This window comes from Ruegeria arenilitoris, assembly GCF_013031355.1.
GTDB lineage: Bacteria > Pseudomonadota > Alphaproteobacteria > Rhodobacterales > Rhodobacteraceae > Ruegeria > Ruegeria arenilitoris_C.
In genome coordinates this window covers 145,650-161,104 of record NZ_WPZO01000001.1, presented here as the reverse complement: position 1 = coordinate 161,104, position 15,455 = coordinate 145,650, and the positions used below count along the sequence as shown (strand labels likewise).

Sequence of the window (15,455 nt, the reverse complement as noted above, 5' to 3'; positions counted from 1 at the left end):
AAGCAGATATTCCGAGGTAATCCATGCGCGACCTTCCCTTTCCCGTCCGTGACGCAAACGCAGCCGGAGGAACCGGCGATCTTGGCAACCTGCCGGAATGGGATCTGACCGATCTGTATAGCTCGGAAGACGCGCCGGAACTGTCGCGGGATCTGGACTGGCTAGAGGGCGAATGCGCATCCTTTGCTGCGGACTACGAAGGCAAGCTGGCCGATCTGGATGCCGAGGGCCTACTGACCTGCGTGAAACGCAACGAGAAAATCAACTCCATTGCAGGCCGCATCATGTCTTTCGCGGGTCTGCGCTATTACCAGCTGACCACCGATGCCGAGCGCGCCAAGTTCCTGTCGGATATGCAGGAAAAGATCACCGTTTTCACCACGCCACTGGTGTTCTTCACACTGGAAATCAACCGCATCGACGATGACGCGCTGAAAGCGCATTTTGACGCCAACGCTGATCTGGCCCGGTATGAGCCGGTGTTCCGCCGTATCCGCGCGATGAAACCCTATCAACTATCCGACGAGTTGGAGAAATTCCTGCACGATCTGGGTGTTGTCGGTGATGCTTGGGAACGTCTGTTCGACGAAACCATCGCCGGTCTTACCTTTGAGGTCGACGGCGAAGAGTTGAACATCGAAGGTACTCTGAATCTGCTGACAGAACAGGACCGCTCGAAACGCGAGGCTGCCTCGCGCGAGCTGGCAGCTGTGTTTCAGGACAACATCAAGACCTTTGCCCGTGTCCACAACACGCAGGCCAAGGAAAAGGAAATCGTTGATCGCTGGCGTAACATGCCGACCGCTCAGACCGGTCGTCACCTGTCAAACGACGTCGAACCCGAGGTGGTCGAAGCCCTGCGCGAAGCCGTCGTGGCCGCCTACCCCAAGCTGAGCCACCGTTATTATGAGCTGAAACGCAAATGGCTGGGGCTGGACGTGATGCAGGTCTGGGACCGCAATGCGCCGCTGCCGATGGAAGATACCCGCATCGTCGGCTGGGATGAGGCCGAAAAGACGGTGATGGACGCCTATAACGCCTTCGATCCACGCATGGGCGAAATCGCCTCACCTTTCTTTTCAAAAGGTTGGATTGATGCCGCCGTGAAGCCGGGCAAGGCTCCGGGCGCCTTTGCGCATCCAACCGTGACCGACGTGCACCCCTATGTGATGCTCAACTACCTGGGCAAACCACGCGACGTGATGACCCTGGCACATGAACTGGGCCACGGCGTCCATCAGGTGCTGGCCGCCGATCAGGGAGAGATGCTGTCCTCGACCCCGCTGACGCTGGCCGAAACCGCATCCGTGTTCGGTGAAATGCTGACCTTCCGCAAGATGCTGGATCAGGCCGAAACACCGGAACAGCGCAAGGTGCTGCTGGCTGGTAAGGTCGAGGACATGATCAACACAGTCGTCCGCCAGATCGCGTTCTACGACTTCGAATGCAAACTGCACGCCGCCCGCCGCGAAGGTGAGCTGACCCCAGACGACATCAACGCCCTGTGGATGAGCGTTCAGGCAGAAAGCCTTGGGCCCGCATTCGAATTCATGGAGGGGTATGAGACCTTCTGGGCCTATATCCCGCACTTCGTCCACTCGCCCTTTTACGTCTATGCCTACGCCTTCGGTGACGGTTTGGTGAATGCGCTGTACTCGGTTTACGAAAGCGGATCGGAAGGGTTCGAGGATAAGTACTTCGAGATGCTGCGCGCAGGCGGATCGAAACACCACAAGGAACTGCTGGCACCGTTCGGGCTGGACGCAAGTGATCCGAAATTCTGGGACAAGGGCTTGTCGATGATTTCGGGCTTCATCGACGAGTTGGAAGCGATGGAAGCGTAAAGCCTTGCTCACAAACTTATCAGACGCGCTCGGATAATCTCCGGGCGCGTTTTGTTATGCGACAACGTTTCTGAGCCGCTCCAGATCGCGAATGACGACGGATTTGTATTCACTCTCGACGCCGATATTGCGCAATTTACCAAAAGCACGTGAGAGGCTCTCGGGCTTCATCCCAAGCATCGACGCCAGGACGACTTTGTCGAATGGCAACTCAAGCCTGCTTTGACCGCCCTGTTTGTCGGACAGCCGAACCAGAAAATTGCACAAACGCTCATAGCCGGTCAGAACCTTCAGTTCCTCCACTTCGTGCATCATCTCATGCAAATGGGATGACGCCGCAGACAGCACGGCCACAGCGATCTCATGCGCGGCATTGTGGCAGGCGCACACGGCCGAGATATCAAGATACAGAATTTCGCAATCCGAAACGGCCTCGACATTGGCGGCGCTCGGCGCACCACGCAGCGCCGAAACTTCATCAAAACTCTGCCCGTTTGTAAGCATCGCCAACATTGCCTCGTGGCCTGATGGCGAAACCCGGTAAAGTTTGACCCACCCCTCCAGAACGATCTTCAGCTTTCGGCTCGGTTCGTCTTGCAAACAGATCGTCTGACCACGGGTAAATGACTTTTTTTGCGCACGGGACAACAGGCACTTGCGCACTTTGGGCGACAATTGCTCCAACAATGGGCTGGGCTGTTGATTGTCATGGCTAAAGTCAAACATGGCTGCTTCCGGCTGAGAACTAAGACTCAGCTAACGGAAACAAACAAATATCAGTTTGATATGGATCAATTTTTAACCAATTGTAATATAGAGGCAAATTCAGAACTGGGAATATAAACGCCTAAACAATGAGCAAAATATGAATGCAATTAACAGTCATTTCAATTGACTATCCTTTGACCCTCGTCGGTTTTTTTTCGCCCCGGATTTGTGCAGCGCCATCACATTCCTGCTGACAGTCCAGACACAATTTTCACCCGGATTCGCGATTCGGTGTTTTTTGCGAATCGGCTCTTCGCATTCGGCACAATGAGTCAGACTTCCCTCCACAGGGCGCTTTTACGCCTGCATCCGGGCCCGTTCGTCCGATATGGACGCCTCAATCTGTTCGCACACCGCGCCATCGCGCGCCCAGCCGCGTGCTACGGCCTTCTCTGCTGGTATCGAAGCAACACAAGAATCTGCCGGCACAGTTCGGGCTGAACGCAAGTGAGTCCAAATTCTGGGACATGGGCCTGCCGATGATCTCGGGTTCCATCGACGAACTGTAAACAATGGAAGACTGATCACTTTTGGCTTTTGGTTGTCAGGAATACGGCGGCCACAATCAACATGGCTCCGATGGCTGCAATCGGCGTGATTGCGGCCCCCAAAAATATGGCCGAGTTGATGAAGGTGAACACCACAGACGCGGCAAACATCAATGTCGCTGTCAGCGTCGACACCCGCGCGGCGGCCTCATACCAAAGATAGTAGGCCAGCGCGGTTGGCAGCACCCCCAGCAAAAGCAGGAACACCACGTCATTAAACGTTGGCACCTGTACTGAAAACATGGCCAGAGGCAGCAACAACACGCCCGAGCACGTGAAGATGCCGAACAGGAAATTCAACCGTTCCCCCGTCGATTCCGAGGTGCGCATCGCCCGGCTGCTAGAGATCAGAAACACCGCCCAGCTGAGCCCCGCCCCGATTTCCAGAAGATCGCCGAACAAGGGTTCACCGCCCCCCTGAAAATCTTGGAAAACGGTCAGAAAAACACCCAGAATGGCCAAACCGGTGGCCAGAACGTCGGTGCGTGCGACCGGCGTGTCGGCAAAGAAATACAGGAATAACAGAACAAAAAACGGTGCTGTGTTCTCTAGCACCATGGCGTTGGCGGCACCGGTATGCTCGAGCCCGATATGGAAGAGGATGTAGTTGACCACGGTGGACAAAACGGCCAGTCGAAAGTTCCAGTCCCCCAGCCGGATCGCGACGGAGACCCGCATCACCCGTAACATGCAATATATCGCCAGAGCCGCGATAAACAGGCGCGTAACAGCGATTTGCAGCCCACCGAGATCGCTGGTCAGATAACGGACAATGACGCTGTGCGTGCCCCACAGGAATGCGGCGAGAAACCCAAGAACCAGACCGTTTTGCAGAAGGTTGGTTTTGGGCATCCCTCTGCCCGCTTATTTCAGCTGACTGTCTTTGGACCCGCGCCGGTTGATGCCCGCGCGCGCCTTAAAGGACCCGTCGCGCTCTTGCTGGCAGTCCAGGCACAGCTTGACGCCCGGCAAGGCCAAGCGGCGTTTCTCGGGGATTGGCTCCTCGCATTCGGCGCAATGGGTCAGGCTGTCCCCCACGGGACGCTTTTGCGCCTGCATCCGGGCTAGTTCGTCCGAAATGGACGCTTCAATCTGTTCACTCACCGCGCCATCGCGCGCCCAACCGCCTGCCATGGGCCTCTCTCCTGATCAGGTGCCCGACAGATTAGCGCGACGGCGCGGGACGTGGCAAGTCAGAGGGACACGGCCCCTTCCAGAACCCGATCAATCATTTCCTGCGTCCCGCGCGAGAATTCCAGCGAGCACGGGTACTCTGCCCCTTCGCGTATCGAACGGCAGAACGACTCAACTTGCAGTTTGTAATGGTCGTCGCCTGGAAAGCGCGTGACCTGAACCTCAAGACCCGGGCGGTGCAATTCCACCCGCGCCTCGCCGAAGACCCGCGCATTGAACGGCGCGGTCAGACGGATCACACCGCCTTCGCCGTGAAAGACCATTTCCTGATGCGGGTGCATCCGGATCGAGACATAGCTGGAATAGGTAAAGTCCGGGAATTGCGCACGGATTTCGGTGAACGTGTCGATCCCGTCCTCCCATCGGATCGCGGAGTCGACCTGTACCGGCTCCTGCCCCGTCGCATAGCGCGCGCTGCCGATCACATAGACACCAATGTCGCGCAGCCCGCCACCACCGGTTTCCGCACGGTTGCGGATGTTCCCAGTGTCCGCGCGGTTGTCAAAACTGAACGCACCGGTCACATGCACCAGCTTACCGATCGCCCCATCCGCAATCAGCTTTCGCACCAGCTGCCACTGCGGGTGATGCACAATCATGTAGGCCTCGGCCGCCAGTAGCCCGGTCTCATCCCGCTTTTGGATCAGTGACGCGAACTCGGCCGCCGTCATGGCCATGGGCTTTTCGCACAGCACATGCTTACCTGCGTCCATCGCCTTGAGGGACCATTCCACGTGCAGGTGATTGGGCAAAGGAATGTAAACCGCTTCGATCTGAGGATCGGCGAGTAGAGCCTCATAGCTGTCATAGACCGTCAGATCGGGGCAATAGGCCTGGAACGGTTCAGCCTTGGCCGCGCTTGACGTGGCCAGCCCTGCCAGACGCGCGCCGCCCGCTGCGTGAATCGCCGGTGCCATGAATTGGCGCGCAAACTTGGCAGCGCCCAGAACACCCCATTGAACTGGTTTTTGCATATGTTCCTCCGACAGTCGTGATTTCGCTCGAATCTGAAAGTTACCGCTAACAACTCTTTTCTCGCCCTTCTAACAACCCGCGGACGTTAAGTCAGGCTTTTATCTGTACCGAACCGCCCTAATCTGCCCCCAACAGTCGGGAGGGAGTGAGAATGAAGAGGGTCTTCAAATGGATAGGTGGTCTGCTTGTGCTTGCAGTGATCATCGGTGCCGTGGTGTTTTTCGGGTTTTTGCCGTCTTACATCGAAGCAAAACGCAACGCTGTGATCGACCACGCCCCTTTTGACGTATCAGGTGACGCCGAAGCCCTGCACGAAACCCTGATTGTTGGCGACCTGCACGCAGACCCTTTGTTGTGGAGCCGTGATCTGACCGAGCGCGGCACACGGGGTCAGGTCGATATCCCCCGCCTGATCGAAGGCAACGTCGCCTTGCAAGTCTTTACCGCGGTGACCAAATCCCCCGCTGGACAGAATTACGAGGCAAACTCGGCCGAGGCGTTCGACAACATCACTCTTCTTGCAATCGGACAGCTTTGGCCCCTTCGCACCTGGGATAGTTTGAAGGAACGCGCCATCTATCAGGCCGAAAAGCTGCACCAGTTCGAGGCCGCCTCGGACGGGCAATTGAAGGTCATAAAAACCCGGGCCGATCTGGACACTGTGCTGTCCGCGCGAGCCGCAGGCCAACCGGTTGTCGGAGGCATTCTGGGTATTGAAGGCGCTCATGCGTTGGAGGGTGACCTGAACAATCTGGACACCCTGTTCGATGCCGGGCACCGCGTCTTTGGCCTGCACCACTTTTTCGACAATGAACTGGGCGGATCGCTGCATGGCTTTGGCGACGCCGGCCTGAGCGAGTTCGGCCGTCAGGTAGTAACCGAACTGGCGCAGCGCCCCGTTGTCATCGACCTTGCCCATTCCAGCCCGCAGGTTGCGCAAGAGGTGATCGCTATGACCGACGTCCCGCTGATTGTCAGCCATGGCGGTCTTCACGGATTCTGCCCGGTTAAACGAAACTTTCCGGATGATCTGATGCAGGATATCGCCGCAACGGGCGGTGTGATCGGCATGGGCTATTGGGCGGATGTGACCTGCGGCGATATCACTCCGACGGGTATTGCCAAGATGATCAAAGCCGCGATCAAGACCGTGGGCGAGGATCACGTATCACTGGGGTCGGATTATGACGGTTCGGTCGAAACGGCGTTTGACACCTCGGAGCTGGCTGCTTTGACATCGGCCTTGCTGGCGCAGGGTCTCACCGAAACGCAGGTTCGTAAGGTGATGGGCGAGAACATGGTTCGCGTTTTCAGGCAACAATTGAACTAGATTAAACTTTCGCCGTAACTGCATGACTTCACGGTTGGTATTCATGCCCGAACCGGTGGGGTTGCCCACCGTTTCAAATCTCGACATCCGAATTTCGTGATCCGTTTTTCGGCTCTCTCCGTACCAATTGTATCGCCGATGGGAACAGGTGCTCTTGCAGGCTCTTTCCCGGTCAAAGGTGGCAACCAGGGTGGGAGATGAACCGAAATGCCAGACATGACAGACGGACCAACGATCACAGAACGCGTTATTCAAATTAGCGGAGACCCGGGAACATTCGACAACGACGGCGGGGACTTTGACATCCTCCGCGAAGCCGTTATCGCGGCGGGACTTGCCGGAACACTGGACAGCGACGCGGTCGATCTGACCGTGTTTGCGCCGACCGATGCCGCCTTCGTGGCCCTGGCTCAGGCCTTGGGATACGGCGGCTCGGATGAGGCCGGGGCTCTTGGGCACATCGTGAAGGCGCTAACCCTGCTGGGCGGCGGTGATCCCCTGCCCTTGCTGACCAACATCCTCAAATAGCACGTCGTCGACGGGTCATTTACCAAAGAAGCTGTCGTCAGCCTTGGAGACGGTGCCCAGATCGAAACCTTGCTGGGAACAAATCTGGAGCTGAACCTGTTGAGTTCTCCTCCAAGCCTTGAAGACGCAGACCCCGGCATTGCCGACCCGGGTCTGATTGCCTTCGACGTCGAGGCCTCAAACGGGATCATCCATGTGCTTGACGGAGTGCTGCTTCCGGTCTCGGTCACCGGAATTCTGGGGCAGAAGAATACGGACTTCATCATAGGCGACGACTCGGACGAGTTTCACTTTACCGGGCGAGGCCAAGACTTCGTGCATGGTGGCGGCGGTAATGATTTCATCATCGCCGGGCGCGGCAATGATGTTGCCTTGGGTGGCACTGGACATGACATCATGTTTGGTGGCCGCGGCAAGGACATCCTGCGCGGTGACGAAGGTGACGACTCCATCTTTGGCGGTCGCGGCAAGGATCTGATCGATGGCGGAGCCGGTGATGACTTTCTGATCGGCGGACGCGGACACGACACATTCTTCTTCGACGATGGCGACGGAGAGGACCTTATCCTCGACTTCAAGGTCGGTAAGGACAAGATCGACCTCAGCGCCTATGACGGCATTCACAGCTTTGAGGACATCGAAGACCACATCTCGGGCGGATATTACAGCACAACCATCGAGTTGGCGGATGGCGACAGCATCGATCTGATTGGCGTTCGGGCCGGACAGTTATCCGAAAGCGATTTCATCTTCGCCTAACGAAAAAAGCCCGCCTTGAAAGGCGGGCTTTCCTTGCTTGGGCAGGTCTCAAACCGTGCCCAGCATTCCTTTTTCACGCGCCAGTTCGCGCATCTTCTTCTGCAGTTTCTCAAAGGCGCGGACCTCAATCTGGCGAATGCGTTCGCGGCTGACATTGTACTGCGTGCTCAGCTCTTCCAGCGTTACGGGCTGATCCATCAGACGGCGCTGAGTCAGGATGTCTTTTTCCCGGTCATTCAGCACATCCAATGCGGCCGCCAGCAACTCGCGCCGCGCATCTAGTTCATCGCGCGCCTCATAGTCGCCGGCCTGATCGGCATCTTCATCCTCAAGCCAATCCTGCCACTGCATCGTGCCTTCGCCCTCGGACCCGACGGTCGCGTTCAGCGAGGCATCGCCACCGGACATCCGGCGGTTCATGCTGATGACTTCCTCTTCGGTCACACCAAGGTCATTGGCGATCTGCGCGACGTTCTCAGGACGCAGGTCGCCCTCTTCCAGCGCACCGATGCGGGCCTTGGCCTTGCGCAGGTTGAAGAACAGCTTCTTCTGCGCCGAGGTCGTGCCCAGTTTCACCAATGACCACGACCGCAGGATGTATTCCTGAATCGAGGCACGGATCCACCACATCGCATAGGTCGCCAGACGGAAACCCTTTTCCGGGTCGAACCGCTTGACTGCCTGCATCAGGCCCACATTCGCCTCGGAGATCACCTCAGCCTGCGGCAGGCCGTAACCTCGATAACCCATAGCGATCTTGGCCGCCAACCGAAGGTGCGATGTGACCATTTTATGAGCTGATTCAGTGTCTTGCTCTTCCACCCAACGCTTGGCAAGCATGTACTCTTCTTCCGGTTCCAGCAGCGGGAACTTGCGAATTTCCTGCATATAGCGGTTCAGACCGCCTTCCGGCGTCGGCGCGGGGAGATTTGCGTAATTTGCCATGTTTCATGTCCCTCCGACAAATGTTTAAGTCGTTAACATGGATATGGGATGCCACCCCAACCCGTTCAAGAGGTACCGTTAACAGTTTGGAATTAACGAACGATAAAGGAAACCTAAGAAAATGTTATTCACGTAACTTTGCGCATTATGTCAGCGGCGTGCGAAGCTGATCAATCAGTTTCTGCATGTCTTCCGGTAGTTCGGCCTCAAAGCGCAGGTTTTCCCCCGTCACCGGGTGCTCAAAGCCCAAAACAGCAGCGTGCAGCGCCTGCCGTGGAAAGGCGCGAACGGCGTCCGAGGTTGCGGCGCTGAACGCCTTGGCCGCCAGTTTACGCTTGCCGCCATAAACCGGATCGCCCACCAGCCCATGCCCGGCATGGGCCATGTGAACGCGAATCTGGTGCGTTCGACCGGTTTCCAGCCAGCATTCGATCAGTGCCAGCCCTGCGGGATTTCCGAATGTCTCAACCAATCGCGCGCGCGTGACAGCGTGACGCCCACCGTGGAACAACACCGCCTGTCTTTGCCGGTCGGTCTTGTGGCGCGCCAACTGAGTGGTCAGACGCATGATATTGCCGGGCTCAAAGCTGACGCCTTTCACCCCACGCAGACGCGGGTCATTCGCATCTGGCACGCCGTAGCAGATCGCGCGGTAGTATCGCTCGACCGTGTGCGCCTCGAACTGGGCCGCAAGCCCGTGATGTGCCGCGTCCGATTTGGCAACGACCAGAAGGCCACTGGTTTCCTTGTCGATACGGTGCACGATACCGGGGCGTTTCACCCCGCCCACCCCGGACAGGTCATCGCCGCAATGATGCAGCAACGCATTCACCAGTGTCCCGTTCGGTGAACCCGGTGCAGGATGCACGACCATGCCCGCCGGTTTGTTGATGACGATCAGGTTAGCGTCCTCAAAAACGACCTCCAGCGGGATGTCTTCGGGGCCGATATGGCTGTCTTCAGCCTCAGCCACTGTGATCGACACCGAGACCCCTTCGACAACTTTGGCCTTTGGGTCGCGCACTTCAGCACCATTGACCAGAACAGCCCCCTCGTCGATCAGCTTGGCCAGACGTGTGCGCGACAGGTTTTCCTCGGCTGGCACATCCCGCGAAAGCGCCTTATCAAGGCGTGGCGGCGGATCGGCCGCGATCTGAAACTCAATCTGACGGGTGCCCATGACTGTCCCTTCCGAACCCCAAGAACCGCAGGAAACGCCACAGCTTCGCCTGCTGCGGAGAATGGTCATGCTGCTGACCGCGGTGATGATTGGCGGGGTTCTAGTGACATTCGCACTGATTGTCATCCGGCTATCGGACAGAACCCCCACACTGCCCGATCAGGTCGAGCTGCCCGACGGCGCAAAGGCGCAGGCCGTGACCATCGGCAACAACTGGTATGCGGTGGTGACCGATGACAACCGCATCCTGATCTTTGACAAGACAACCGGCCGCCAGCGTCAGGAAATCACCATCGAGCCCTAACGCTCAAACCTCCAACGCCATGCGGAACACAATCTCGGACGCACGGCGCAGGGCTTCGTATTCCTGGGCTGTGTCGCGACGAAATTCCTGATCCTCTTCGCTCAGCTCAACGGGGTCGAACAACTGAGGCCGCTCGGGGAAAAACTCCTGCTGGAACGCGATATCATGGCTGGCGACAAATTCGTCCAGCCAGGCCCGTTCCTGCGGCTCCAATACATCGTATCTTCGGATCATGACCGGATCTTCAACGACACGTCGACGCAGACGCCGACTTGCCTGACGGCCCAGCGCTCGGGACACGATGCCAAAGGCCTCGCTGGCGGCACGCGACTGCGACAAGTTTGAGGGCCGTTCCGCCACACCGCCATTGGGCAAGGACACTCCGATACGCGACATGAAATCATCGACTACATTCCCCTGCACCATCTGAGATCGATCATAAAGAATCGGCACGATGGCGACCCCGGGAAAGGCCTGGCGGATTCGATCCAGTTTTGCCGCAAAACTGTAGATCCCCGGGTCGGCCTTGATCCTGCTCAGCAACTTCCCAACATAGTCAGTTGCACCGCCCCCCAGTCGGCCGTTCTTAGCGCGTTGCTTGTAGTCCGCTTCGAGGAAATCGGAATACCTGCGGCAATAGTAGGTGATCCGCAACTCGCGCGAGGGGATTTCCGCAAAGACCTGCGCCAGCCTGCTCAGGTCGCAGTTGTAGAACATTTCGGACGACACCAGACAGGTCTGATCCCTGTGCGCCTCGTATTCGATGGCCATAGCCTCGCGGAACGTGTCCATCGGCTGATTGGTCTGGTTCATGTGAAAGGCAATGATGTTGTGGCTGATCGCAAGACGGCCCTGGCCTTCATCGCGGCGCCGTCCGGTTTCCATATAGCGCAGCCCCACATTGGCAAGCTGGGCCTTGTTTTGCTGCACATATCCCTGAAGTGCTGTCGTGCCGGTCTTGGGCATACCCAAATGCAGCCAGAGCATCAGATGCCTCCTGTTTCAGATGTGATCCTGCTCATTCGCTTTGACTGGCCGCAAAATCCGCCGTCATCCGTTGCATCAGATCCTGCATCTCGGGCTGTTCACGCAATTGCGCAATCTTCTGTCTGTGCAGATCGCAGGACATGTGGTGCAAACGGGCCGTCTCGGGGTCTGACAGCAGGTCGTAATACTGCTCGCGCTTGCGGTCGAGGATGGCATCGATTGAGCCGTCTTCCTCGGCGTTATGGTTCATCATGTCCCAATACTCCATGCCAAGGCTTTCCCCCGTATGGTGGGCCCGGCCGCGCAGTTTCTTGACCAGATAGCTTTCGCAGGACTTCAGCGCATAGTGGTTGATCTGCACCAGATCATAACCAATGGAATCCCGCGCAGACCGCCAGCTGCCGGTAAAGTACCGGTCCGGCATCAACCGTCCTGACCCGTTGTACCAATGGCACTCTTCCATGGTTTCGACCGTGGGCCGCTTTGGCCTGTGAACGCCCAGGGTGCCCCAAAGCTCGCGCCGGAACATTGTCTTGAAACCCCAGGCCTGCGGCGGTCGGTGCTTTTGCTGCTGCGCCGCGCGTCGAAACTGATCCGACAGGAACCGGTCCTCATATCGAACGACACCCGCATTCCCGAACAACCGCCACGTCATCGAGATCATTTTCGCGTCCGGCACGGCATCTGTCAGCGCCCGCAGCGTGTTATCACCGGTTTTGACGTTGATGTGTTCGTCAGCGTCGATCACGAGCACCCAATCCTGAGGCCGCGCGATCTCCATCTTCAGGAATTTCCTGTAGGCCCGTTTTTGCGGGTTGCTCTGGCGGCGAGCATTGTTGTCGACATGGATCAGGATGCCCCTTTCATCCAGCCGCTTTAGCAGCGCATCCGTGCCATCGATGCAGTCATTGGTCATCACGACAATCTGGTCGATACCGATCGCTCGGCAATGGGCCACCCACTCCAGCACAAAGGGGCCCTCGTTCTTCATCGGGGTCACGCTGATATATCGGGGATCGTGATCAGACACTTACTCGCCTCGTGTTTTACCGCTTATCGCACCTGCGCTCGAAGTTCTGCGGTTTTTGCTCGGGCCACAGCCTAGGCTTACTGGGCGCAACAGCCAAGAGGTATCCGGCATCGTTTTGGAAACCTGCGCCATTCTCATCGGGTACGGGCCAACTGGTTTGCAAAGCGCTTGAACGGCGGAAACAGGTCATTCGCTTTTTGCAGGTAAGGCCGCGCCTTGCCCTTGTTGCCGCGCCGCAGGAGAATCTGCCCGGCTTCACCCTGAATGACTGCAGAATTGTCCTCGAGGTCAGCTGCCTGAATGATCTGATTTTGCCCTTGCTCGGCGGCCTCATTCCGTTCCAGAAACTTTCCCATCGCAAACACCAGAAACGGATTTCCGGGATCACAGGCCAGGGCTTCGGCCAGTGTCATCCGAGCGCGCGCCACATCGCCGTCCGCCTCATAAAGTGCTGACAGCCGTTTATAGTAAAGCGAGTTTTCCGGCCAGCTGGACGAGATTTTCCGCGTTTGATCGATGGCTTGCCGCAAGTTGATTGCGCCCAAATGCCAATGCAGTAGGGCCCTGCCCGACACGATGCCGGGGTCATCAACGCTTAAGCCCTCAAGGGCGTCGAACCCTTCGGCCAGCCGCTCCAATCGGGATCGATCATCGAAAAACCTGCGGGCTTTTTGATCCAGGGCCAATTCCGACCAATCCATCAAAACGAAATCGAAATTGCAGGGCTGCCTGACCAGCACCTTGTGCTGCACCAGATACAGATTGTTGAACGGTGGAAATCGCCGCCGCCGAAGCTGCCTCTGCACCCGCCAATCCGTTGGGGGAAACAGCCGGGCGGAAATCTGATCGCGGTACAGCATTCGGGACGCCAGCACCGCAACATCGGGACGTAAAGGCTTGCCCCAGAATGCCCGCGCCAAATACCGGCTGGCCGACCACCGTTTCTTTTGCGCCCCCAACGTGGCCGCGCGCAACGCCAGCAAAACGGCATAGTCCTCGGACCACAGATTATTGTTGTCTAACCCGGCTGCAGCAAGCTTTTCGCATTCCTTCCACTTGGACAGGTAGAAACAGTTTATCGCCTGCAAAAGCGGCATGAAGGCGTTGTCGGCCTCTGCGTCCAGAATGGGCCCCGCCAGATCGTAGGCAGTTTCAATTTCATCGCGCGCGCTCAGATACTGCGCGGCCTTGGCATAGATATGGGCCGCCTCAGACGGGTTCAGAAAGGCCGCTGGGCCTTCGGCAATCCGATCAACCACGCGATGATTGGCCACAGAGATGTCATCTTCGGTCAGGACATCCTTGAACACCAGACGTTGCCGCCCCGATATCCGGGCAGCAGCCATTGAAAACGCCGATATGTAAGGCGCCACCACCTGCTCGGCCCGCGACATCGTATAAAGTTCCAGAAAATCGCGCTGTGCCCGTGTCATATCGGAGACATCCGCAATGTCCGACATCCGCAACAATTTAGGGAAACGTTTCTGGAACCGGGTGATCAATTCGGGCTGATCCGAGAACATGATGGCCGTTTGCCCGGCGATTTTCTCCAGATGCGCCTCGTACAACTCCTCCGGTTCGATCTTGGCGGGCCAGGTTGTGTGCTTCCAGGGCAATCCGTTCAGAATGTCTCCGCGCCGGATATGATAGGCCGACACCCCCTGCCCCGACAGTTTCTCATCCGCGCGCGTCATGATGGTGCGAATCTCATCCGTAAAGCCGATCTGATGGATGAAATCGCGATATCGTGGGCGGATCGCTTCGATATCCTCCCAGGGGAAGGCCAGCACTTCAAACCCTTCCTCGACCAGAACCGAGCGGCCCGCGTTGAGATGCGCAATCAGACGATCCGGAGTTTTGTCCCCCTGAAAGGCCCAGATCGGCAGAGCCTTCTTGGCGAGCCGATCGAATTCCTTGCCGCTGAGAAAGCGCGCATCCATCCAGTCCCGTGCGAACAACTCCTGCGGCTGATCCAGCTCAGGAGCATCCGCCCCTTGCGGAAACCAGTTCACTTTGTACGAAGTGTCAAAATCCTCGGCCAGACGGATGCAGGTCAGCATCATCAAAAGGCGCGCACCCATGCGGTCCTTGCGCTGTCCGATGAACACTCCTTTTGCGGGCATTATTCAGAGCTTTCGGCCAAAGCAGCGCGTCGCAGCGCCCGGAACCTCTGGCGGGCTTGCCGGACCAGATGCGGGTGACGCTCGCCCGCCTGCGCCTCGATGGCGCGCATGACCATCGGCAGACGGCGGCGCGCGCGCATCATCCGGTAAAACTCGTCCGAAGTCAGAGACCCGTCCATCGCCCTCAGCATGACCGGCTTGAGAATATCCAGCTTGCGCAGCATCGGCGCTGCGAAGTGGTTCGAAAACCATGTCTTGAGCAATACGACGTTTTCACCCTGCAACCGCGTGACCTGCTGCCTGTCGAGGTCAAAGAACGGATCATAGAACACATACGCCTTGCCCGCCGTATTCACCGTCTGCGCCGCGTCCCCCAAAGGCAGATCCCAATCCTGAACCTGACCAAAGCGATACCGGGTCTCCCACGGCACGAGACGTTCATCCAACGTGGTCTGCGGGTTGAACGCGATGACTTGCGCACCGGGGACCAGCCCGGAAAAGGTCAACGCCCCGAACCCGCCCATCGAAGCACCGGCAAAGACGACGCGATCGAAATGGTCAAAAAAACCCTCGGCCGCGCGGTTCTGGAAATACGAGATGATCTCGGGGTCGCGATACCACGCCTTGGTGCGGGCAAAGACGCCCATGTGGGACCAGCCCTCATCCCGGAAGAATTTCCATCCCCAGGGTTCGCGCGCAAAGGACAGATCGTTGGCGTTGGCGATATTGTCGAAACTGACAACCAGATGCGACGCGGAGCGCTGATGAAACAGCACCGAATGGCGTTCCAGCTTTTGCAGAAACCCGGCCCCGTCGCCCCCCGGATACAGTTCAACAAACCACGGCGGCGCGGGATCGGTCAGAATACGCTCGTACCCCGTCTTGCGGTCGGGGTGGTCGGGTTTCAACTGCTCTTTCGAAAGGTCGTCTGCCATGATCC

Annotated in this window: 14 protein-coding genes and 2 pseudogenes; 5 read left to right on the top strand and 11 right to left on the bottom strand. The window is 57.8% G+C overall.

The features are described 5' to 3' along the window. Positions 1–23: 23 nt before the first annotated feature. The gene (locus GOX63_RS00800; protein ID WP_170544519.1) at positions 24–1,844 is read left to right on the top strand and encodes a M3 family oligoendopeptidase; all 1,821 of its coding nucleotides are present in this window, start codon (positions 24–26) and stop codon (positions 1,842–1,844) included. A 54-nt stretch (positions 1,845–1,898) separates the two neighbouring features. Here GOX63_RS00800 and GOX63_RS00795 read toward each other — a convergent pair whose 3' ends face one another. The 5 genes and pseudogenes from GOX63_RS00795 to GOX63_RS00780 all read right to left on the bottom strand — a co-directional run bounded on the left by GOX63_RS00795 (position 1,899) and on the right by GOX63_RS00780 (position 5,328). Next, positions 1,899–2,570, bottom strand: a complete 672-nt coding sequence (locus tag GOX63_RS00795) for a Crp/Fnr family transcriptional regulator (protein ID WP_170544516.1) — start codon at positions 2,568–2,570, stop codon at positions 1,899–1,901. 156 nt (positions 2,571–2,726) lie between these two features. Continuing rightward, positions 2,727–3,014 (bottom strand): annotated as a pseudogene (locus GOX63_RS23730) (TraR/DksA family transcriptional regulator). Positions 3,015–3,136: 122 nt separating this feature from the next. Then, positions 3,137–4,012 (bottom strand): DMT family transporter, encoded by an 876-nt coding sequence (locus GOX63_RS00790; protein ID WP_170544514.1) that lies wholly within the window; start codon positions 4,010–4,012, stop codon positions 3,137–3,139. Positions 4,013–4,024: 12 nt separating this feature from the next. Next, entirely contained in the window at positions 4,025–4,294 is a 270-nt protein-coding gene (locus GOX63_RS00785; RefSeq protein WP_170324585.1) for a DksA/TraR family C4-type zinc finger protein, read from the bottom strand. Between the two features lie 59 nt (positions 4,295–4,353). Further along, entirely contained in the window at positions 4,354–5,328 is a 975-nt protein-coding gene (locus GOX63_RS00780; RefSeq protein ID WP_170544511.1) for a Gfo/Idh/MocA family protein, read from the bottom strand. Between the two features lie 152 nt (positions 5,329–5,480). Here GOX63_RS00780 and GOX63_RS00775 point away from each other — a divergent pair, with 152 nt between their 5' ends. From GOX63_RS00775 to GOX63_RS23915, 3 genes and pseudogenes are all read left to right on the top strand, one after another. Then, positions 5,481–6,659, top strand: a complete 1,179-nt coding sequence (locus GOX63_RS00775; RefSeq protein WP_170544508.1) for a dipeptidase — start codon at positions 5,481–5,483, stop codon at positions 6,657–6,659. A 207-nt stretch (positions 6,660–6,866) separates the two neighbouring features. After that, positions 6,867–7,394: pseudogene (locus GOX63_RS23920) on the top strand (fasciclin domain-containing protein); the annotation flags it as partial. Continuing rightward, positions 7,383–7,946, top strand: a complete 564-nt coding sequence (locus GOX63_RS23915) for a calcium-binding protein (RefSeq protein ID WP_367647194.1) — start codon at positions 7,383–7,385, stop codon at positions 7,944–7,946. The pseudogene GOX63_RS23920 and the gene GOX63_RS23915, both read left to right, overlap by 12 nt. A gap of 48 nt (positions 7,947–7,994) precedes the next feature. On the opposite strand, the gene rpoH is transcribed toward GOX63_RS23915, so the two are convergent. Together rpoH and GOX63_RS00755 are read right to left on the bottom strand one after the other, a co-directional pair. Then, the gene (gene rpoH / locus GOX63_RS00760; protein WP_170324581.1) at positions 7,995–8,891 is read right to left on the bottom strand and encodes an RNA polymerase sigma factor RpoH; all 897 of its coding nucleotides are present in this window, start codon (positions 8,889–8,891) and stop codon (positions 7,995–7,997) included. A 145-nt stretch (positions 8,892–9,036) separates the two neighbouring features. Then, entirely contained in the window at positions 9,037–10,071 is a 1,035-nt protein-coding gene (locus GOX63_RS00755) for an RluA family pseudouridine synthase (RefSeq protein WP_170544499.1), read from the bottom strand. Here GOX63_RS00755 and GOX63_RS00750 point away from each other — a divergent pair. Next, the gene (locus GOX63_RS00750; RefSeq protein ID WP_170324579.1) at positions 10,070–10,375 is read left to right on the top strand and encodes a DUF6476 family protein; all 306 of its coding nucleotides are present in this window, start codon (positions 10,070–10,072) and stop codon (positions 10,373–10,375) included. The genes GOX63_RS00755 and GOX63_RS00750 overlap by 2 nt on opposite strands. Before the next feature lie 3 nt (positions 10,376–10,378). Here the strand turns inward: GOX63_RS00750 and GOX63_RS00745 are convergent, their stop codons facing one another. From GOX63_RS00745 to GOX63_RS00730, 4 genes are all read right to left on the bottom strand, one after another. Beyond that, positions 10,379–11,362 carry a hypothetical protein gene (locus GOX63_RS00745; protein WP_170324578.1) on the bottom strand — a complete coding sequence of 328 codons (984 nt, stop codon included), beginning with the start codon at positions 11,360–11,362 and terminating at the stop codon, positions 10,379–10,381. A 31-nt stretch (positions 11,363–11,393) separates the two neighbouring features. Then, positions 11,394–12,392, bottom strand: coding sequence for a glycosyltransferase family 2 protein (locus tag GOX63_RS00740; protein WP_367647189.1), 999 nt, complete (start codon positions 12,390–12,392; stop codon positions 11,394–11,396). A gap of 134 nt (positions 12,393–12,526) precedes the next feature. Next, positions 12,527–14,515, bottom strand: a complete 1,989-nt coding sequence (locus GOX63_RS00735; protein WP_174826662.1) for a hypothetical protein — start codon at positions 14,513–14,515, stop codon at positions 12,527–12,529. Next, a complete protein-coding gene (locus tag GOX63_RS00730) occupies positions 14,515–15,450 on the bottom strand; it encodes a hypothetical protein (protein WP_170544496.1) in 936 nt (311 codons plus the stop codon). Before GOX63_RS00730 ends, GOX63_RS00735 begins: the two co-directional genes overlap by 1 nt. Positions 15,451–15,455 lie beyond the last annotated feature (5 nt).

Excerpts from the sequence above, each read along its gene's own strand:
- GOX63_RS00755 (WP_170544499.1), bottom strand. The coding sequence starts at position 10,071 with ATGGGCACCCGTCAGATTGAGTTTCAGATCGCGGCCGATCCGCCGCCA.
- GOX63_RS00785 (WP_170324585.1), bottom strand. The coding sequence starts at position 4,294 with ATGGCAGGCGGTTGGGCGCGCGATGGCGCGGTGAGTGAACAGATTGAA.
- GOX63_RS00750 (WP_170324579.1), top strand. The coding sequence starts at position 10,070 with ATGACTGTCCCTTCCGAACCCCAAGAACCGCAGGAAACGCCACAGCTT.
- rpoH (WP_170324581.1), bottom strand. The coding sequence starts at position 8,891 with ATGGCAAATTACGCAAATCTCCCCGCGCCGACGCCGGAAGGCGGTCTG.
- GOX63_RS00745 (WP_170324578.1), bottom strand. The coding sequence starts at position 11,362 with ATGCTCTGGCTGCATTTGGGTATGCCCAAGACCGGCACGACAGCACTT.
- GOX63_RS00800 (WP_170544519.1), top strand. The coding sequence starts at position 24 with ATGCGCGACCTTCCCTTTCCCGTCCGTGACGCAAACGCAGCCGGAGGA.
- GOX63_RS00780 (WP_170544511.1), bottom strand. The coding sequence starts at position 5,328 with ATGCAAAAACCAGTTCAATGGGGTGTTCTGGGCGCTGCCAAGTTTGCG.
- GOX63_RS00795 (WP_170544516.1), bottom strand. The coding sequence starts at position 2,570 with ATGTTTGACTTTAGCCATGACAATCAACAGCCCAGCCCATTGTTGGAG.
- GOX63_RS00730 (WP_170544496.1), bottom strand. The coding sequence starts at position 15,450 with ATGGCAGACGACCTTTCGAAAGAGCAGTTGAAACCCGACCACCCCGAC.
- GOX63_RS00775 (WP_170544508.1), top strand. The coding sequence starts at position 5,481 with ATGAAGAGGGTCTTCAAATGGATAGGTGGTCTGCTTGTGCTTGCAGTG.
- GOX63_RS00790 (WP_170544514.1), bottom strand. The coding sequence starts at position 4,012 with ATGCCCAAAACCAACCTTCTGCAAAACGGTCTGGTTCTTGGGTTTCTC.
- GOX63_RS00735 (WP_174826662.1), bottom strand. The coding sequence starts at position 14,515 with ATGCCCGCAAAAGGAGTGTTCATCGGACAGCGCAAGGACCGCATGGGT.